At 60.4% G+C, this 20500-nt stretch carries 16 protein-coding genes and 1 tRNA gene; 13 read left to right on the forward strand and 4 right to left on the reverse strand.

Going from position 1 to position 20500, the window contains the following annotated elements:
* Positions 1–6 precede the first annotated feature (6 nt).
* The 9 genes from FVD38_RS23680 to FVD38_RS23720 all read left to right on the forward strand — a co-directional run bounded on the left by FVD38_RS23680 (position 7) and on the right by FVD38_RS23720 (position 11172).
* A complete protein-coding gene (locus tag FVD38_RS23680; protein WP_147937058.1) occupies positions 7–1623 on the forward strand; it encodes a DHA2 family efflux MFS transporter permease subunit in 1617 nt (538 codons plus the stop codon).
* 26 nt (positions 1624–1649) lie between these two features.
* Positions 1650–3083, forward strand: coding sequence for an efflux transporter outer membrane subunit (locus tag FVD38_RS23685; protein WP_147937059.1), 1434 nt, complete (start codon positions 1650–1652; stop codon positions 3081–3083).
* A 34-nt stretch (positions 3084–3117) separates the two neighbouring features.
* Entirely contained in the window at positions 3118–4842 is a 1725-nt protein-coding gene (locus FVD38_RS23690; protein ID WP_147937060.1) for a DUF8614 domain-containing protein, read from the forward strand.
* Between the two features lie 105 nt (positions 4843–4947).
* Positions 4948–6561: a methyl-accepting chemotaxis protein gene (locus FVD38_RS23695; RefSeq protein ID WP_147937061.1), complete on the forward strand. Its 1614-nt coding sequence runs from the start codon at positions 4948–4950 to the stop codon at positions 6559–6561.
* A 102-nt stretch (positions 6562–6663) separates the two neighbouring features.
* Complete coding sequence (locus FVD38_RS23700) at positions 6664–7356, forward strand: hypothetical protein (RefSeq protein ID WP_147937062.1); 693 nt, start codon at positions 6664–6666, stop codon at positions 7354–7356.
* A 138-nt stretch (positions 7357–7494) separates the two neighbouring features.
* Complete coding sequence (locus FVD38_RS23705; RefSeq protein WP_147937063.1) at positions 7495–7899, forward strand: cell envelope biogenesis protein TolA; 405 nt, start codon at positions 7495–7497, stop codon at positions 7897–7899.
* 298 nt (positions 7900–8197) lie between these two features.
* Positions 8198–9145 carry a BON domain-containing protein gene (locus FVD38_RS23710; RefSeq protein ID WP_187271690.1) on the forward strand — a complete coding sequence of 316 codons (948 nt, stop codon included), beginning with the start codon at positions 8198–8200 and terminating at the stop codon, positions 9143–9145.
* Between the two features lie 170 nt (positions 9146–9315).
* Entirely contained in the window at positions 9316–10155 is an 840-nt protein-coding gene (locus FVD38_RS23715) for an HDOD domain-containing protein (protein WP_147937065.1), read from the forward strand.
* Between the two features lie 90 nt (positions 10156–10245).
* Positions 10246–11172: a choice-of-anchor A family protein gene (locus FVD38_RS23720; protein WP_147937066.1), complete on the forward strand. Its 927-nt coding sequence runs from the start codon at positions 10246–10248 to the stop codon at positions 11170–11172.
* 56 nt (positions 11173–11228) lie between these two features.
* Here the strand turns inward: FVD38_RS23720 and FVD38_RS23725 are convergent, their stop codons facing one another.
* The 4 genes from FVD38_RS23725 to FVD38_RS23740 form a co-directional block, all read right to left on the reverse strand.
* Positions 11229–12407, reverse strand: coding sequence for an MFS transporter (locus FVD38_RS23725; protein ID WP_147937067.1), 1179 nt, complete (start codon positions 12405–12407; stop codon positions 11229–11231).
* Positions 12408–12540: 133 nt separating this feature from the next.
* Entirely contained in the window at positions 12541–13155 is a 615-nt protein-coding gene (locus FVD38_RS23730) for an IMPACT family protein (RefSeq protein ID WP_147937068.1), read from the reverse strand.
* Between the two features lie 61 nt (positions 13156–13216).
* Positions 13217–13292, reverse strand: a tRNA-Lys gene (locus tag FVD38_RS23735).
* Between the two features lie 51 nt (positions 13293–13343).
* The gene (locus FVD38_RS23740) at positions 13344–14018 is read right to left on the reverse strand and encodes a hypothetical protein (RefSeq protein WP_229493957.1); all 675 of its coding nucleotides are present in this window, start codon (positions 14016–14018) and stop codon (positions 13344–13346) included.
* Between the two features lie 155 nt (positions 14019–14173).
* On the opposite strand from FVD38_RS23740, the gene FVD38_RS23745 reads away from it, so the two are divergent.
* The 4 genes from FVD38_RS23745 to FVD38_RS23760 all read left to right on the forward strand — a co-directional run bounded on the left by FVD38_RS23745 (position 14174) and on the right by FVD38_RS23760 (position 20500).
* Positions 14174–17131: a type VI secretion system Vgr family protein gene (locus FVD38_RS23745; protein ID WP_229493959.1), complete on the forward strand. Its 2958-nt coding sequence runs from the start codon at positions 14174–14176 to the stop codon at positions 17129–17131.
* A 176-nt stretch (positions 17132–17307) separates the two neighbouring features.
* Positions 17308–18861, forward strand: coding sequence for an esterase/lipase family protein (locus FVD38_RS23750; protein WP_222706964.1), 1554 nt, complete (start codon positions 17308–17310; stop codon positions 18859–18861).
* The gene (locus FVD38_RS23755) at positions 18858–19874 is read left to right on the forward strand and encodes a T6SS immunity protein Tli4 family protein (protein WP_147937070.1); all 1017 of its coding nucleotides are present in this window, start codon (positions 18858–18860) and stop codon (positions 19872–19874) included. Before FVD38_RS23750 ends, FVD38_RS23755 begins: the two co-directional genes overlap by 4 nt.
* Positions 19875–20017: 143 nt before the next feature.
* On the forward strand, positions 20018–20500 hold the full coding sequence (locus FVD38_RS23760; protein ID WP_147937071.1) for a hypothetical protein: 483 nt from the start codon (positions 20018–20020) through the stop codon (positions 20498–20500).

The raw sequence follows: 20500 nt of genomic DNA on the forward strand, positions 1-20500 counted from the left end.
CTGGCCATGACTACCCTGAGCAAACCCGCCGCAGTCGGCCCGACCCTGGGTGCTGTGCCGGGCGCACCTGTGAATGGTGCGGCCGTGGACATGCGCACCTGGATCGCGATCGCCGCCGGCATGCTGGGCGCCTTCATGGCGGTGCTCGACATCCAGATCACCAACTCTTCGCTGCGCGACATCCTCGGCACCTTGTCGGCCACGCAGGAAGAAGGCTCGTGGATCTCGACCGCCTACCTGTGCGCCGAAATCGTCGTGATCCCGCTGACGGCGCTGTTTACGCGCGCTTTCGGCGTGCGCAACTACATGATCGGTACCACCGCGCTGTTCCTGGTGTTCTCGACCCTGTGCGGCGCGGCCTGGAGCCTGGAGAGCATGATCGTGTTCCGCATGCTGCAGGGCTTCACCGGCGGCGCGCTGATCCCGATGGCGATGACACTGGTGATGACGCTGCTGCCGCCATCCAAGCGCGCCACCGGCATGGCCATCTTCGGCCTGACCGCGACGCTGGCGCCGGCCATGGGCCCCACCCTGGGCGGCTATCTGTCGGAGCTGTATGGCTGGCCCTCGATCTTCTACATCAACTGGGTGCCGGGCGTGCTGCTGATCGCCGGCATGGCCTGGGGCCTGAATCCCGAGAAGGCCAATATCAGGACGCTGGTGAAGGCCGACTGGCTGGGCATCGCGCTGATGGCGATGGGCCTGGCCTGCCTGACGATCTTCCTGGAAGAAGGCAATTCGAAGGACTGGTTCGATTCGAGCTTCATCGTGGCCTTCGCCGCGCTGTCGCTCACGGGCCTCCTGGGTTGGGTGGCGCTGAGCTTCTCGAAGCCGGAACCGTTCGTCAACCTGCGCCTCTACGGCCAGCGTAATTTTTTGGTGGCGACCACGCTGTCGGCCGTGATCGGCATGGGCCTGTATGGTTCGTCTTACCTGTTGCCGCTGTACCTGGGCCAGATCGCCGGCTATACGCCGATGCAGATCGGCGAAGTGATCGCCTGGGTCGGCCTGCCGCAATTGCTGGTGATGCCGTTCGCGGCCAAGCTGTCCTCGAAAGTCGACAACCGCATCCTGTGCAGCTTCGGCCTGTTCATGTTCGGCATCTCGTGCATCATGAATTCCTTCATGGACGCCACCACCGGCTACGACCAGCTGATGTGGGCGCAGGTCGTGCGCGCCATCGGCCAGCCCTTCGTGATGCTGACCCTGTCGAACTTCGCGATGTCGGGCCTGCAGCCGCGCGACATGGGCTCGGCCTCGAGCCTGTTCAATATGACCCGCAACCTGGGCGGCTCGATCGGCATCGCGCTGCTGGCGACTTCGCTCACCAACCGCGAACACTTCCACTCGGCGCGCCTGGGCGAAGCGGTGTCGGTCTATGCACCCGCGACCCAGGAACGCCTGGACGTGCTGACTCAGGGCTTCATCGCCAAGGGCATCGATCCCGCCAGCGCCTCAACCCAAGCGCTGGCCGTGGTCGACCGCCTGGTGCGGCGCGAGGCCTACGTGATGGCCTATAACGACGGCTTCTGGATCATCGGCATGATCCTGCTCGGCTGCATCGCGGCGATCTGGATGGCCGACAAGGTCAAGTCGCCAGGTGGCGGCTCAGGCGCCCATTGATACTGAATCGAATGAAGAGATCAACCATGTTCAAACCTCTTGCCTGTGTCCTCGCGATTGCCACCCTGGTCTCCGGCTGCACCACGCTCGGACCGGATTTCAAGGCGCCGGACGCGCCGGCGCAAACGGCATTCCTTCATGCCGACGGCGGCAGCGACAGCGCGCGCCTGCCGGCCGCCTGGTGGACCGTGTTCCATGACGCCACCCTCGACAGCCTCGAGACGCGCGCACTGCGCGACAATCCGGGCGTGCAAGCCGCCGCCCAGCGCCTGCTGCAGGCGCAGGCGCAACTCGGCGTCGTGCGCGCCGGCCAGCTGCCGAGCGTCTCGGTCGGCGCCGGTGTGTCGAATGCCCGTACCTCGGCCGAAACCTCGCAGGGCCTGGCCCTGGGCGGCCGCTCGATCGAGGGCAATAACTACAGCGTCGGCGCCTCGCTGTCGTATGAGCTCGACCTGTGGGGCCGCGTGCGCCGCGTGGTCGAGGCCAGCGATGCGCAGGCGCTGGCGGCGCAGGACGACCGCGACGGCGTGATCCTGCTGCTGTCGAGCCAGGTCGCATCGTCGTACTGGCAGCTGCGCGGCCTGGACGCCGAGCGGGCGATCCTGGAGGGCGCCCTGGCCACGCGGCGTGAGTCGGAGCAGCTGGTCGAGGCCCGCTTCAATGCCGGCCTGTCGAACGAGCTGGACGTGTCGCGCGCACGCATCGAGCGCGCCAACGCCGAAGCCGACCTGCACGAGGTGCAGCGCCAGCGCAATCTGGTGGAACACGCGCTGGCCACGCTGGTGGGCAGCACGCCCAGCGCGCCGCTGATAACCGCGGCGCCGACGGTGCAACTGCCGCAGCCGCCCGCGATTCCGGTCGGCCTGCCGGCCAGCCTGATGGGCCAGCGGCCCGACCTGGCGGCCAGCGTGGCGCAGCTGAAGGCGGCCAATGCGCAGATCGGCGTGGCCGAAGGCGCTTTCTATCCGGCGCTGTCGCTGACCGGGAATTTCGGCTATGCCTCGCAAAGCCTGAACGACCTGACGAATGGCGGCGCACGCCAGTTCTCGGCCGGCCCGCTGGCGCTGTCGCTGCCGATCTTCGATGGCGGACGCAATCGCGCCAACCTGGCGCTGGCCAGGGCGCGCTATGACGAGGCGCTGGCCAATCACCAGACGAAGCTGCTGACGGCACTGCGCGAGGTGGAAGACGCGCTGTCCGACCTGCAGCAGCGCCAGCAGCAGGGTGACGTACAGGCGCAGTCGCAACAGGCGGCGGCGCGCGCGCTGCTGGTGGCGCAGGCGCGCTACGAGCGCGGCGTATCGACCTATCTCGACGTGACCGATGCCCAGCGCAGCACGCTGGCGGCTGACCGCGCCGCGGCCCAGATCCGCACCCAGCGTCTGCTGGCGACGGTGGCGGTGGCGCGTGCGCTCGGCGGTGGTTGGGAGCAGGGAGAGGCGCTGGCGACGGTGCGATAATGGTCCGATTGCCATCCAGGATACGGGAGAGACCATGAAAAAAATCTTCGCACCGCTCGCTTTGTGCTTTGCCATCAGCGCCGCATTCGCTCCAGCCGTGTACGCGCAGACCGCGCCGACGGTCGCCAGCGCCGACCAGCTGCAAGCCATGTCGAAACGCTTCGCGCCGGTCGAGCTGCGCGCCGACGTGTCGCACCTGTCGAAGGGCGACCGCGCCGCCATCGTCAAGCTGATCGAGGCGGCCAAGATCATCGACACGCTGCAGCTGCGCCAGCGCTGGGCCCACAACGAGGCGCTGTGGAGCGCGCTCAGGAAAGACACCACGCCGCTCGGCCGCGCGCGCCTGAATGCCTTCTGGCTCAACAAGGGCCCGTGGTCGAACCTCGACAACAATGCCTCGTTCATGCCGGCCGAGTATGCGGGCATCAAGATTCCGGCGAAGAAGCCCGAGGGCGCCAACTTCTATCCGGAAGGCGCCACCAAGGCGTCGCTGGAAGGGTGGATGGACGGCCTGGCGCCGGAGCAGAAGAAAGAGGCGCAGTGGTTCTTCACCGTGATCCGCACGGGCCCGGACGGCAAGCTGCGCACCGTGAAATACGCAAGCGAGTACCGCCCCGAACTGGACAAGCTGGCGAAGCTGCTGCGCGAGGCGGCGGCAGCCACCGATAACGCCTCGCTCAAGAAATTCCTGAGCCTGCGCGCGGACGCCTTTCTTTCCAATGACTACCTGGCCTCGGACTTCGCCTGGATGGACCTCGACTCGCCGGTCGACGTGACCATCGGGCCATATGAAACCTATAACGACGAGCTGTTCGGCTACAAGGCCGCCTTCGAGGCCTATGTGAGCATTCGCGATCCGAAGGAAACGGCCAAGCTGGACTTCTTCGGCAAGCACCTGCAGGAACTCGAAGACAACCTGCCGCTCGACAAGCAGTACCGCAACCCGAAGGTCGGCGCCATCGCGCCGATGGTCGTGGTCAACGAGGTGTACGGCGCCGGCGACGGCAATATGGGCGTGCAGACCGCGGCCTACAACCTGCCGAACGACGAGCGCGTGATCCGCGAGCGCGGCTCCAAGCGCGTGATGCTCAAGAACGTGCAGCAGGCCAAGTTCGCCTCGACGCTCACCCCGATCAGCAAGCAGGTGCTCAAGCCCGCTGACCAGAAGGACCTGGACTTCGATTCCTTCTTCACTCACATCCTGGCGCACGAGATCATGCATGGCCTGGGACCGCATCACACCAAGAAGGACGGCAAGGACTCGACCCCGCGCCAGGATCTGAAGGAAACCTATTCGACCATCGAGGAAGCGAAGGCCGACATCACCGGCCTGTGGGCGCTGCAGTACATGATGGACAAGGGCCTGCTGAAGGACACGCTGGGGCAGGGCGCGGCGGCTGAGCGCAAGCTGTACAACACCTTCCTGGCCTCGAGCTTCCGCACCTTGCACTTCGGCCTGAGTTCGTCGCACGCGCGCGGCATGGCGATCCAGGTTAACTACCTGCTCGACAAGGGCGGCTTTGTCGCCCACGACGACGGCACCTTCTCGGTCGACTTCAAGAAAATCAAACAAGCCGTGATCGACCTGGACCGCGAATTCCTGACCATCGAAGCCACCGGCGACTATGCGCGCGCCAAGGCGATGATGGACAAGTACGTGGTCATCCGTCCCGAGGTGCGCAAGGCGCTCGACAAGCTGAAGGCGGTGCCGAACGACATCCGTCCGGCCTTCGTCACGGCGGACAACTTGCTCAAATAAGCTTGCCGTAAGCAAACCTCGCAGCACCGTGCTATAGTCAAATCGTTTCCAATAGGAAATACCTATGGTATTTACTTCAACTAAAACGATATGCACGGTGCTACCATGAAAACCAAGAACCTGACCATCGGCGCCCGACTGGCATTCGGCTACGGCGCCGTTTTCTTATTGATGATCGCCCTGGTCGCGCTGGCGGTGAACCGCGTGGGCCGGATCGAGAGCGTCCTCAACCACATCAACGAAGTCAACAGCGTCAAGCAGCGCCACGCCATCAATTTCCGCGGCAGTGTGCACGACCGCGCGATCGCCCTGCGTGATGTGGTGCTGGCGTCCGACGCGGCCGGCGCCAGCGCGCCGATCGCCTTGATCCGTACGCTGGACGACAACTATGCGCGCTCGGCCGGCCCGCTCGATGCGCTGTTCAATGAACGTAAGGACATCCTGCCGGAAGAGAAGGAAGCGCTGGCCGCGATCAAGGCCCAGGAAAGCCTGACCAAGCCGCTGATCGCGCGCGTGATCGCGCTGCACGCGGCCGGCCAGGCCCTCGAAGCGAACACGCTGCTGTCGCAAGAGGCGGCGCCGGCCTTTACCACCTGGCTGGCGAGCATCAACCGCCTGATCGACCTTGAGGAAAAGCTGAGCAACGAGGCGGCCGCCGAGGCGCGCCGCATGGCCAACGGTTTCTTTGCCTGGATGGCGCTGCTGTGCGCGGGCGCGATTGCGGCCGGATCGGCGGCCGCCTGGTACATCAGCCGCGGCCTGCTGCGCCAACTGGGCGGCCAGCCGGACTATGCGGCCTCGATCGCCAGCGCCATCGCCAGCGGCGACCTGGGCGTGGAGATCGTCACCCGTCCCGGCGACCGCGGCAGCCTGTTGTTTGCGATGCAGGGCATGCGCGACAGCCTGGTGCGCATCGTGGCCCAGGTGCGCACCGGCACCCGGGCGATCGGCACCGTGTCGACCGAGATCGCGGACGGCAACCGCGACCTGGCCAGCCGCACCGAACGCCAGAACGGCACCCTGCAGGCGACCGCCGCCTCGGTCGAGCAACTGACCGGCACCGTGCGTCAGAATGCCGACAATGCACGGCAGGCGAATATGCTGGCCGAATCGGCCTCTGAGGTGGCGCAGCGCGGCGGCAAGGTCGTGGCCGAGGTGGTAGGCACGATGGCGGCGATCAATGAATCGTCGAAGAAGATCGTGGACATCATCGGTGTGATCGATGGCATCGCGTTCCAGACCAATATCCTGGCGTTGAATGCGGCCGTGGAGGCGGCGCGCGCCGGCGAGCAGGGTCGCGGCTTCGCCGTGGTGGCGACCGAGGTGCGCAACCTGGCGCAACGTTCGGCGGCGGCGGCCAAGGAGATCAAGGTCCTGATCGGCAGCTCGGTCGAGCGGGTCGACGCCGGCGCCCGTCTGGTGGACCAGGCCGGCGCGACGATGGACGAGATCGTCACCGGGGTCAAGCGCGTGACCGACATCATGGCCGAGATCAGCCATGCGTCCGCGGAACAGAATGCCGGCATCGAGCAGGTCAATGGTGCGATCGGCCAGATCGACGACGCCACGCGCCAGAACGCGGAACTGGTGCAGCAGGCCAGCCAGGCCGCGGCCTCGCTGGAAGAGGAGGCGGAACGCTTGGCCCAGCTAGTCAGCATCTTCCGTCTCGACCAGACGGCGCACATCGGTGGCAAGACACGGCTGGCACTGCCAACCTGACATCTTTGCTCTTTTAAACAGACAGGAATATTTTCCTGAAAGCTGTGCTGTATTCGGGGATAGAATTTCCGATAGGAATTTCGTTTATCCCCGGAGTAGCACATGTCCAGGTATCTCCTGACCGCGGCAGTCTTGATCGCCGCATCCGCTTCACTTCCTTCTTATGCGTCCCCCCTGACATCCCAGGAGACGCGCTGGCTGCGCGCCGCCGCACCCGTACTGGAATATTCGAAATCGATCGACCTGCCTGTCGACATTATCGTCCAGCCGCGGGCGCCGGCCGGCGCGGTACCGCTGGCGATGGGCTTCGACAAGGGGCGCTGCAAGCTGGTGCTGTCGATGCGCGGCAATCCCGAGGCCGAGCAGGTGCTGGCGAACGTCCCCGCCGACAAGCAGGCGTTGCTGATCGAAGCCATGGCCGCGCACGAGCTGGCCCATTGCTGGCGCTATGCCCAGGGCGAGTGGCATCTGCTGCCGGCGGGTTTCGTCGAAAACGGCGATCAGACCTCGCACGATCCCGAACTGCTGGCGGCGGCGAAGGCGATGCGCGATACCCGGCGCGAGGAAGGCTTCGCCGACCTGGTGGCGCTGGCCTGGATCCAGCGCACCCAGCCGGGAGAGTACGCGCGGGTGCACGACTGGCTGCGCGGCGTGCGCGCCACTGTTGCCGTGCCGGGCAGCGGCCACGACACGCGCGCCTGGGTCAAGCTGGCCGGCAAGGGCAGCCAGTTCGAAAGTCGCCTGTCGCCATTCGAGGCCGCCGATGCGCTGTGGCGTGAAGGCCTGTTGCACTGACGATTAAGATAGATCGACGTTCTTCGCTATCGTCCTTATAAGCTTAATTGGTTTTTTAATAAGCGTTCGGTGCCGCACAGAGTGCTCTGCGGCGTCGGCGTTTAATGGACTCACCAATAACCAATAGAGGGACTCAACATGAAATCGTTCATCGCTACCTTGATCGCAACCGCCGCCGTCGCCGCTATCGGCATCGCTCCTGCCGCCGCCCAGACCAATAAGGACGCCCATAAAACGGCGATGGACAAGGTCAAGGCCGACTACCGTGTCGCCAAGGACAAATGCGACGCCATGAGCGGCCACGCAGAAGACATCTGCGAAGACGAAGCCAAGCTGATGCGCGCTAAAGCCGAACTGGATGCCACCACCAAGTTCGACAACACCGGCAACAATGTGCGCAAGGCACGCGACAACGTGATCGACGCCGAGTACGAACTGGCCGACGAAAAATGCGACTCGCTGAAGGGCGATGCCGAGGACAAGTGCGAAGCGCAGGCCAAGTCGACCCGCGATGCCGCACGTGATGCCAACAAGGCCAAGTAATCGTTGATCAGTTTGCCGCCGCACCTCACTGCGGTGGCATCTGAACGTCGTTCCCGCGCAGGCGGGAACCTAAGTTTTTAGCGTTGTCGTAACGCTCGCAGACTTAGGTTCCCGCCTGCGCGGGAAGTCGTTTCTGCCAGTGGCAGAAACGACGTTTTGGGGCTAACGAGAGAAGTGGATTTGCTGCTATATCCCGAGGTCCAGTTTGTCTAATCAAGGTACGTTGTCGCACAGATGTTGACGGGCGTAGGGCGTTTAATGGATGCCATCCTAACAACGCATGCAAGGGAATCCAACCATGAAAACCCTCATCGCTACCCTGATCGCAACCGCCGTATCCGCCGTCGCCATTGCTCCCGCCAGCGCCGCCCCCGTCGACAAGGACGCCCACCGCGCCGCGATGGACAAGGCCGCCGCCGACTACCGCACTGCCAAGACCAAATGCGACGCCATGAAGGGCAATGCCGAAGAAGTGTGCGAAGACGAGGCCAAGCTGGCCCAGGCGCGCGCCGAGCTCGATGCCTATACCAGATACGACACCACCGGCGGCAACCTGCGCGATGCGCGCGCCAAGGTGGTCCGCGCCGAGCACGAGCTGGCCGATACCCAGTGCGACGCCACCGCAGCCGGCGACAAGGACCGCTGCAAGGCCACGGCCGGCTCGATCCGCGATGCCGCGCTGGCCCGCCTGGACGACCGCAATATCGACCGCGCCGTCGGCCACAGCAGCAGTGGCGAGCTGGTGAGCAGCATCGACTCGAAAGATCCGGCGACGGCCGCCGCCGTCCAGAAGTGCGAACAGATGACCGGCGATGCGCGCACCGCCTGCGTGGTCGATAAGCGCGGCAACGTCACCACCGCCACTAACGTGGCGGCCACCACCGGCGCGGCCGTGGCCGCCAACACCCGTGAAGCGGTCGCCACCGTGAAGGAAAAGACCGCGGCCGCCATCGACCGCACCAAGGAAATGGCGTCGAACGCCGCCCACAAGGCGGAAAACGCCACCGAGCGCGCTGGCGAGAAGACTGCCCGCGTGGCCTCGGACGGCAACATCACCGCCAAGGTCAAGGCCGGCCTCGTGTCCGATCCTGTCCTGAAGGGCATGGAAATCAACGTCGACACCGAAGGCGGCGTGGTGATGCTGAGCGGCTTTGTCGAATCGAAGGCCGAGGCGGATAAAGCCATGCAAGTGGCCAAGGGCGTCGATGGCGTGACCAACGTCAAGAGCGCAATCAAGGTCAAGTAATCCTGCCTGATCGCGTTGAAACAGCCCGCGTGCCGCCCGGCGCGCGGGCTGTTTTGCATCCGGCGCATGCTTATGCGGTGTGGATGATGCGCCACATTTTTGGCAGCCGGTGAAGATGGGGGCGGCCATGGCGTCCGGTCCGGCATCCGGCGGGGGCTATAATTACCGACGTGAATAAACTTGAAGCATTCGGATACATCGCGGCGCAGGCCGTTCGCGGTGAGATCACTTTCCCCACCAGCGTCAATGCCGTGCTGCGCCTGCAGCTCGCCCTGGACGACCCGGATTGTCATATCGACGAGGCAATCCGCCTGGTGCTGGCTGAACCGCAATTGGCTGCGCGCACGGTCGCCATCGCCAATACGCCCGCTTTCGGCGGCAGCAGCGCGATGCCGGTGACCAATGTCCGCGCTGCCGTGGCGCGCATCGGGTACCGGCGCCTGCAGGCCCTGGTGGCCAGTCTGGTGGTACGGCAATTTGGCAACCGCATCAACGACCCGGGCCTGCGCGCCAAGGCCGAGCAATTGTGGGCGCACACGACCCACGTCGCATCGATCGCCCATTCGCTGGCGCGCCGCGTCACCGGCGTTAATCCCGATACCGCCCTGTTCGCGGGCATCGTGCACGAGGTCGGCGCCTTTTACCTGCTGGCGCGGGCCGACGAGTTTCCCGGCCTGCTGGACGACGATCCGGAGAACTGGGGCGCCTTGTGCGAAGACGTGGTCAGCGCCGAGGTGATGAAGAAGCTGTCGATTCCGCCGGCGGTATCGGAAGCGATCGCCGACATGCGCGGCGGCTGGCTGAATATGCCGCCGGGCACCTTGCTCGACACTTTGTTACTCGCGAACCAGTATGCGCCGGTGGCGTCGCCCCTCGACAGCCGCCGCGCCAACCTGCCGGAGCACGGCGAGAGCGCACTTGATTTCGTCTTCGACGAATTCACGCTGCAAGACATCCTGGATGAAGCGGCCGAGACCGCGAAGGCAATGGGCGACGTCGCCCTGGTGTGATCACTTGGCAAAAGACGTATCTATTTTGCAACCAAACAGTGGTTTCGAAGTGATACTATTGATCATTATTAATTTCTCCTCGGAATTTTTATGATCAAGCTTGGCGTATTTCTAGGTGTTGCACTGGCCAGCATGGGTGCCCAGGCAGGAGTTATCGATCTGGGAGCCATCATGGGCGGCGCGAACGTTTATACCGCGCGCGATTTCAACGCTTATTCCAGCGATGTGGAGGGGGCAATCGTTTCTGGAGGTAACGTCACGATCCAGAGCTACGAGGTCAACAAGAAGGCACAGGCGGCCTATGCCGGTTATTCCATCGTGTCCGGCGGCGATATCTCGCTGACCAGCGGCACCATCCATGGCCAAGTCTATGCTGGTGGCAAGATCACTCTGGAAAGCGCCGGCGCGCCGCCACGCTCGACAGTCAAGCCGGTCGATTTCGCCGCGGCGACGGAGCAATTTATCGATATTGCCAATGGCTTAAGCTTGATCGGTGCGACAGGGCGTGTGGAGCGCCAGGATAGCGCCAACAAGATTATCGGAAGCGGCAAGGGAGGCGTGGACGTATTCAATGTGTCGGCCGGCTTTTTGAGCGGGGGAAACAACTGGGTGCTCAGTGGCCTGACCAAGGGACAGACGCTGATCTTCAATATCAGCGGCGAGCATGGCGTGTTCAACGGCGGCATGGAGACGCTGTGGGGCTATAACGTCCTGTTTAATTTCTTCGAGGCAGAAACGGTCGACGTAAAAGGTGTCCTTGGCACTGTGCTTGCACCACACGCCACCGTTGTCCATAACTGGGGCGTGATCAAGGGCCAGGTGATCGCCGATACCTGGAATTCGAGCGTGCAGGTGGATGCCGAGAATTATTTCAAGCCGATCGACGTCCCTGGTTTCGAACTGCTCGACAATGAGCCGCCGGTCGGGCCGCCGGCAGAGGTGCCCGAGCCGGGCACCCTGATGCTGATGATTGCGGGGCTGCTTGGCGGAATCGCACTGCGCCGCCGTCGCGCCTGAAGACGTTTTAGTGAAGGACGAGCCGGCGGCCAGTGGCCGCCGTTTTAGTTTCCCGGTCAGGTGCAGCCGGCCGCCAGCATGCGCGTCTGCATGCGGTGACGCGCCAGCATGAGCGCCGTCAATCCCACGCCGCACAGCGCCAGGGCTGCCGCCACCCACTGCGGCGCCGTATAGGCATAGCCCAGCGTCAGCGGCACGCCGCCCAGGAAGGCGCCCAGCGCATTGCCGATATTGAAACCGGACTGGCCCAGCGATGAGCCGAGCATTTCAGCCTCACGCGAGTGGTCCATCAGCAACAGCTGGATCGGCGGCCCGATCGCCAGCGCGTTGGCGCCGGTCAGGAAGGCCAGCACGACCATCGCCGGCTTCGATTCCGCGAGGAAGCCATTGCACAGGAGCAGGACGGTCATCGACATCATGAGGATCAGCAGGGCGGGCAGCGGGTGCACGCGGTCCGCCAGGCGGCCGCCGAACTGCACGCCGACCGTCATGCCGACGCCGACCGCGGTCATGATCAGGGGAATGGTGGTCGAATCGAAGCGCGTGACGTCGGTGAGCAGCGGCGCGATATAGCTGAACCAGGCAAAGAAGCCGCCGGTGCCGATCGAGACGATGCCCAGCGCCAGCCACAGGTCGAGGTGGCGGAAGATGCGCAGGTCTTGCATGATGCCGGTGCGCTTGCCCGGTTCGATATGCGGCACCCACTGGCGCAAGCTCCACATGGTGAGCAGGCCGATCACGGCCACGATCAGGAACACCAGGCGCCAGTCGATGACGTGGCCGATCCAGGTGCCGAGCGGCACGCCCAGCACATTGGCCAGGGTCAGGCCGGTAAACATCGTGGCGACGGCGGCGGCAGTACGGCCCTCGTCGGCCAGGCGGCTGGCGACGACCGCGCCAACGCCGAAGAAGGCGCCATGCGGCAGGCCTGCCAGGAAGCGCGACACCATCATGATCTCGAAGTTCGGCGCGAAGGCCGACATCGCATTGAAAATGGCGAACATCAGCATGAACCAGACCAGCACGCTGCGCGGCGGGCGGCCGGCCACCAGGCTGACCAGGGTTGGCGCGCCGACCACGACGCCCAATGCATAGGCGGTGATCAGGTAGCCGGCTTGCGGGATGGTGATGTGCAGGCCGCTGGCGATGTCGGGCAGGATGCCCATCATGACGAATTCGGTCATGCCGATGCCGAAGCCGCCAAGGGCGAGTGGAAGTAGGCTTTTCTTGATCACGGGGATTGTTGTTCGGGTGGAAAGAGGAAAGCCGGCCGAAGCGTATGCGCGGCCGGGTCTGGCACTATACCGGGAGCAGGCGGACGCGTCCGCTTTCGTGTCGTGATGACGGGTATAGGGCGCCGGAATGGCTTCAGGCCTGGTCGCCGTCTTCGTCGTCGACGTCGGACGGCCAGCCGATGCGGCCGTGGCCGGCTTCGTCGAGGCGGGCGCGCAGCGCGTTGGCGGCGCTGGCCGGCAGGCTGAAGGTAAAGCGCACGTCGTCGCCGTGCTCGACCGCATCGAGGCTGGCGCCGGCGGCATCGAGTTCGCGCCGCAGCATGCCTTCCATGGCATAGGGGGCGGTGCAGCGCAGCTGGCGCAGCTTGATGATCGGGATCTTGGTCGCCGTCAGCAGGGCCTGGGCCACGCTGTCGGTATAGGCGCGCACCAGTCCGCCTGCGCCGAGCTTGACGCCGCCGAAGTAGCGCACCACGGTGGCCAGCACGCCTTCCAGGTCCTGGTGGCGCAAGACGTCGAGCATGGGGCGGCCCGCGGTGCCGCTGGGTTCGCCGTCATCGACCGCCGCCGACTGGCCGCCGGCCAGCAGGGCCCAGCACACATGGGCCGCGCCCGGATGCTGGGCACGCAGTTCGGCCACGATCTTGACGGCCCCGGCGCGGTCCGGCATCGGCTGCACGCAGGCGATGAAGCGGCTTTTCTTGATGACCAGTTCGTGCTGAACGGCGCTGGCGATCGTCTGGGGCATGGCGTTCGGAAAGTGAAAACAACAACGCCAACCCGAAGGCTGGCGTTGTTGTCTGAATCTTTGGTAGGCCGTGCGTGGCTCGAACACGCGACCAACGGATTAAAAGTCCGCTGCTCTACCAACTGAGCTAACGACCCGAAGAAGACGAGATTATAGCGGCACTTGACCGATTTACCAAGTGCTTCGAATCACTTTTTATGCGCGTCGCTTGTGTTGGTCTCGTCATCCTGCGCTTTTTCCCGCGTTTCGTCGTGCGTTTCGCCCTGCGAATCCGGTGCATGATCGTGTCCCGGCGGCAACTCGCTCTTCGCGACGGGCGCGTATTTGGTCTTGGGGTCGCCTTCCATATCGCGTTCGATTTCGTCGTCCTCGGCTTTCACTTCGCGCATGGCTTCCGGCTCGAGTTTCTCGGCCTCCGTGTTCATGCGGATAAACAGGCCCCAGGTGGCAAGAATGGCCGCCGCGGCCAAGCCGACCGATGCGGCGTGTGGCAGGAATTGCGGTTGGCCGTTCACGAACTTGAAGACGCCGATCAAGGCCTCGACCGACAGGGCGACCACCACGACGATCAGGAAACGCGACAGGAAGCGGCGAACGCGGGTCGGGGCGCTGATATTGGCAGAGCGCTGGATTTCTTCTTCCAGCACGGTCTGTCCAAGTTCCAGCGATGCCACCGCAATGGTCAGCAAGCCAACGCATTCGAGCAACACGTCGAACCGGTCGTCCGTGGGCATCGTGTTCATGGGATTGAGGGCGTGCCAGGTTTCTATCCCGGCCAGGACGATCAACCCCATTCCACAAGTAAAGAAGAGGGCCACGATCATCAGGTAGCCAAACAGGAAAATTTTTTCGATCAGGTACATATCGAGACACTCCGGAAGTTGTAATTACTTTAACACCGAACGTCGACGGGCTGTGTCCGGATGAAAGCGTGCCTCAAGGATGATCGCGCGCAAGAGCTGCATTCCAGACACCTTATATCGTGTGCCTGATCAGTTGATGAGGAGCACGTATTGCCATGGCGAATGCGTTGATCGAGGAAGTCACCGCCGCGCTGGCGGAATTTTCCGGCACTACCAGGCTGATCGACCTCAGCATCGGCGAGCGCGGTGAGTACGGCCTGCTGGTCGAGGCGTTCGCGGCCGAAGAGGCGGTGCAGGAGGTCGGTCTGCGGGATGTGATCGCCTTGTCGACCAGCGCCTATATTCCCGTGACGGCATTGCTGGGACAGCCGGCCGCGCTCGAGCTCAGTCTGGCCAATGGCACTCGGGCGCGGTTCTCGGGGGAGGTTTGCGAAGCCGCCATGCTGGGCAGCGATGGCGGGCTGGCCCGTTACCGGATTCGCATCGCTCCCTGGATCTGGCGCCTGGCCCATGTTCGCAATTGCCGGGTGTGGCAAGACAAGCGCGTGATCGACATCATCGACGCGGTCTTTGCGGATTACCGGCCGGCGGCGCGCTGGCGCTGGAGCGACGAAATCAATTCCTTCATGGCTGATGCGCTGCCCCGCAGCTATTGCTGCCAGTACCGCGAGTCCGATCTCGATTTCGTGCTGCGGCTGCTGGCGGAGGAAGGCTTGTCCTTTCGCGTGGAGGAGACCGATGACGGACACGGTCTGGTGTTGTTCGCCGACAGTAGCCAGCCGAGCGGCGTGCCGGAGGATGCGAGCAGCGCGTCGGACGGCGGCATTCGCTACCACGGTGTCAGCTCGGTCGAGCAACGCGATTCCGTGCAATCCCTGCACGCCCAGCAGCGGCTGCACGCCTCGCTCATGACGGTGCTCAGCAGCGATTACAAGGGCAGGCGCAGCGTGAGCGCGAACTCCCCGTCACATGTGCGCTTTAACAAGCTGCCGGAACTCGAGTCGTATGACGTGCCTGGGCAGTACGCCTACGCCAATAGCGCGCAGGCGCGGCGTTATGTGGATCTGCAGATGCAGGGAAAGGAAGCGCGCGGACAGATCTGGTCGGGACGTTCGACGGTGCGCACCTTGCGTGCCGGCACGCGAATGGACGTGACCGGTGCGCCGCTGCAACGACTGGGCGCGGCCGGCGCCTTCACCGTCCTGCGGGTGAGCAGTGTCGGCATCAACAATCTGCCGCCGCCAGCCCGGGATGCGCTGGCGGAGTTGTTTGGCCCTCTTCCCGAACTGCTGGAGCAGGCGCTGCGCGTGGTGCCGGCGGATTTTGGGCTGGCGATCGCGCAGGCGCGTCGCACTGGCTATGCCAATTGCTTCGAGGCGATCCCTTCCGCGGTGCCATGGCGTCCGGAACTGGCGGGCAGCGACGGGCGCACGCATGCCAAACCGACCGCGCGTGGCGCGCAGAGCGCGATCGTGGTCGGGATGAGCGGCAATGACGGCGCGCAGGGCGCCGACGAACTGTGCTGCGATCGGCTGGGGCGGGTGCGGATCCGGTTTCACTGGCAGGACAGCGGCAGTGCCACTTGCTGGGTGCGCGTGGCGCAGCGGTCGGTCGGGTTCCAGTTCTTGCCGCGCATTGGGCAAGAGGTATTGGTCCAGTTCCTGGAGAACGATATCGATCGGCCGGTGATCGTTGGCGCTTTGTATAACGGGCAGGGTGAGGGTGGTGTTGTGCCGACCCCGGGCGGAGAGCGGGTTGCGCAAAGCAAGGTGTCGCCCTTCGAGAAGGCGAACGATCATGCGCGGTCGGCGCAGGGCAATCTGGCGGGCGGCAATAGTCCGGTATGGCATGGGGCGTCGCCCGAGGGCGAAGGACATCGGAATGGTGCGGCGCAGTGGGGGATTCGCAGCAAAGAGTTTGGTGGTTCGGGGTATAGCCAATTGCTGTTCGACGATACCGATGGGCAGGGGAGGGTGCAGCTACGGTGCAGCCATGCGGCGACTGAATTGAATCTGGGGCATTTGGTTCATTCGGCGGAAAACTATCGGGGGAGTTTTCGCGGGCTGGGGGTGGAGTTGCGTACTGATGCGTATGGGGCTGTGCGAGCGGTTGGAGCGCTGTTGGTTTCCAGTTACAAGATCAATCATGGGGCGTTGGTGCGCGATCCAGCTGGGGAAAATGCAAGCGGGATCAGCCTAGTGCAGCACGCGGTGAAGATGGCTGAGACGTTCCATAAGGCTGCGACAACTCATGAGACCGTTGGGTTGGCGGTGCATGCGGGCGCGGGAAAGGCTGGCTCCAGCATGTTGGATGAGAAAGCTCCCCCTCTCGAAGCGATGTTCGCAGCGGTGTCTGGAAGTGTTGACGACAAGCACTTTAACGATACCCCACGAAGGGCTAGTGCGAGTGAACACAGCTTGCCATATACCACTGGGCCACTGATCGAAGTGACAGCGAAGGACGGCTTTGGCATCAGTGCTAGTCAGGATCTTCAATTATCAAATGGCGAGACTATCACATTGATGAGCCGACAGAATATCCAGAATGTCGTTGGCGGACTTCTACGTCTTCACGCTATCCAAGCGGTAGGTGTAGTCAGCGGTACTGTGAACGACAGCGAAAATGGCACTGGACTTGAACTCATTGCAGCTGAAGACTTAATTGATATTCAAGCTCAGCGAGACCAGCTAAAGCTCCAAGCTCATGACGAAGTTAATTTCTCAAGTAATAAATCATTTATTGATTTCGCAGCAACGAAAAATATTGTTTTATCTACATCGGGTGGTGCAAGCATTGAAATTTCTGAGGGTAATATTGAAGTAAAGTGTCCGGGGGTAATAAAAATACGGGCAGGTAAAAAAAGCTATTCTGGTCCGTCAAGAACTGATCCAAATTTCCCTACTTTGCCTCAAGGGGCTATGAAGTTTGATGAGAAATTCCAAATTCTAGATGCAGCTGGCGATCCACTGCGGAATGTTCGATATGCAATCATTAAGCAAAATGGTGGAGAAATTAGTGGAGTAACCGACGGCGCAGGCTTTATCTCGTTCCAGCAAAGTTTCTCTGCAGAGAAAATAGTAATAAAAATAATGAGCAAGGTAGAGGGAAAATGACACACGACGCCGTCAAATATACTCAAAGCTTAAGGCCGAGGTTTGCAGAACTCACGCCTGATAAGAGTGGACGATGGGAGGCCGCGTGGCAACTAACTGATACCACACTGACCGACGTCGTATCTTTAACCCTGCCTCCTAGTAACGTCATACCGATAATATTTGTTCCAGGAATAATGGGGACAAACCTTTCTGACCTCTATAACCAGCCAGTTTGGCTACTGAATGTTTTTTCCGGGGTTCCAGTCGGATTAGCAGCTGGTTGGGCTAAAAAGCCTGCGGGCGAGCGTCAAGCAATCCTACATCCAGAGCGGACTAGGGTTTTTAATGGAGGAGCTCTTCCTCCAAACAATAGATCATTAGGTATAGATCAAATCCAGTATCGCCAGCGCGGCTGGGGAGAGGTGTCGGAAGCCAGTTACCATAAATTCTTGCTATGGCTTGAAAACAAGATGAATGGCCAACGAAATCCTGCTGCTTGGGAGGATTTCTCTCATGCGTCATTGAAGGAAGTACGAACGATGGGGGAAAAGATTGGCAGCAGGTTGCCGAGCGGCCTGATGATGAAGACAAATGGCCTGCCAGAGTCCTCTGATAACGGTGGTGCGGTCGACCAAATAAGTTCTGATGAGCTGCTAAAAAGGTCAAAGTCAACCTTTCCAGTATATGCGTTCGGATATAATTGGCTCGCTTCAAATATGGACGCCGCAAAGTCGTTGGCAAGCAGGGTCCAAAAAGTTATAGCTGAAAATAATGTAGGTAGTCGAAGATGTCGCCAGGTAATTATTGTAACCCACTCAATGGGCGGACTTGTCGCACGTGCGTGTGCGCAGATGTCGGGCATGTCTCAGAAAATTATAGGTATCGTGCACGGTGTTATGCCTGCAACTGGCGCTGCGGTCGCATATAGAAGATGCAAGGTAGGTATGAGAGATGAAGATTATGCGGCTGGACTGGTAATCGGCTCTGATGGAAGGGAAGTAACGGCAGTATTTGCGCAGGCCCCGGGTGCGCTTCAACTTCTTCCTTCGGAAAGTTATGGAACGAATTGGCTTCAAGTGCATGATCCTAAGGGAAAGGCACTACTGTCGTTGCCAGATGTAGATCCTTATGAAGAGATATATCTTAAGAAGGATCAATGGTGGGGATTGGTTGATGAAGATTGGTTAAAGCCTATCGAAGGGAAGCCGATAAGTTGGGATTATTACGTTAGAAACATAAAAATTGCTCGGGATTTTCATCGAAAGATCGATGGTAAATATCATCACAATACGTATGTCTTTTTCGGCGGCGGTGAAGAAAAGCAGAGCTTTTCAAAAATCGTATGGAATCTGAAAAAAGGAAGTATGTCAGAGCGTGAAAGTGACTTTTCGGTGAATAAGATCAAAATGTTAAACCGGAATGAAGGCGTGAGAACTGATGGGTCCAATAATGTCTATTTCGGAGGTCGTACCGTCGTCAGGACGACAACTCGAGGGGATGCATTAACAATGTTAAAAACAGAAGAGAGTCAATGGGAAGCTAGATGTTCACTTCAGGATGGTAGTGGCGATGGAACCGTCCCTGTTCGTTCAGGACGGGCACCTAGGGAAACCGCCCCAACAGCGATTCTAGAGCAGTTTGAACTACCTGGAATTCAGCATGAGCCAGCTTATAGGGATTATCCAATTGCACAAATGGTAACTTATTACGCGATCACCAAGCTTGCGGCAAAAGCGGACTTATCATGAGAATTGCTTTTCTTTTAATTTCGTTAATGATTTCTGGTTGCGTCAAGGAAAAATCCGAGAAGATCGATATGAATGGATTTGAAAAAGACCCGATTCCCTACTGTGCTGGGAGGCTGTTTCTGGCCGTTCCAAGCATACTCGTGCCTGAATCCTTGACTATTGGTAGCTTTAAATTTTCGGGGCTCCGTGCTGAAGACCCATCAATAGATGTGTTTGTCGAGGAAATTGGGATGAATGAGTGCCAGTTTAATAAAAAAATTCAACAACGAAGTGTTGAATTGAAAAGTGCTGGTGATGAAACAACTAATATTCTCAAGCATGAGAAACGCCTGGCTGATGATCTCTATCTTTTTCGCGTTCAGGAAATAGATGATGCGTATATTAGTGAGGTGCTTGCTGTAAAAGGTTCTAATTTGGTGACGGTGAAAATGCACTCGTTTCGGAATCAATTTGACGCTGCAGAAAATCAACTCATAAGGCTGGTTAAAGGTGTCATCGTTGGAGGTGCCGCTGTGAAGGAAGGGGGGCAAGGTTTTTGTCTTGGTTCTGTAGTAGTTACTGGCGATTTTCAAGAGGAGTCAGGTCGTTTTTTATACCGTTCGCCCAACGGAATAAATGTTAATCTTATTGTAGATACGTATAGCCCAGATGAGCGAATTTCCTTGCATGGCAGGGTTTCTGGATCGGAGTCGCTGCTTGCCAGATTCAGCGTAAAGCATAAGGTATTAAGGGAGAGGGAGCGCATTGTTGCAGGAATGAAAGCTCAGGAATGGCTGAGTTGGGCCGAAATCGGGCCAAGTGAAGGGCAGGGAGCTTATGGATTCGCAGTCGAAACGATGCGCATGAAACCGCAGAAATTATCGCCAAGCTTGTACCTTTCAATGGACACCTCTCAGCCTTTGGCAGATGGAACACCCACGACGACGTCGATGTCAGATGGCGAAGTGATCGGCCTGTGGGATTCTATCGTGAACTCCATTCGTGTCGCTGCTCATTCTACTTCTGAAAAATAGCTTGCCCAGTTCTGGACCGGCGGAAATCACTTTTGCAATCGAATCCGGATGTTCAACGCTGCTCTCGTCAAATATGAGTTGAAAAAACTGAGAAGACGGATTGCCGCAGACATCATGGATGAATCAATTCCATCAGCAGTAGCATGAGAACAATTGACTTGTGTCTCACGTTAAATCTTGTCATTATGGCAGAATGTTTCTTCATGGAGAAATTTGCCGCTGAAATTGGCTATGCAGGGGTCTACAAAGCCGAAGATCAATATCGAATTAAATTCAATTCGAATATTGATTTGGATCTATTGTATAGTGAGCAAAATGGCGGGAAGGTGGTTTCACGTCGCCTGGTTTGTTCGCTAGTGGATGATGTTAACTTCGCCGTGGATCATGAATTGGAGAAGTTTTTCCGCGGGAATTTCAATGTCGTCTTAATGAGATCAAATGTGGAAGAAAGTCCATTCGAGTATGAGGCTATTGGGAATTTTTATTTGAGTCAAGATCGCGGTGCGAGTAAGCGAGTTATTTGTTCAGTATCGTGCGATCATGTTCCTCGCCGTAGCTGGCCTTTGTTCCGTGCAAAAGCTATGCTGGGCGAATTGATTGTTGGGTTCAGCAGTCCCAGTATTTAA

The sequence above is a fragment of the Massilia arenae genome, from assembly GCF_008014745.1.
GTDB classification, from domain to species: domain Bacteria; phylum Pseudomonadota; class Gammaproteobacteria; order Burkholderiales; family Burkholderiaceae_D; genus Telluria; species Telluria arenae.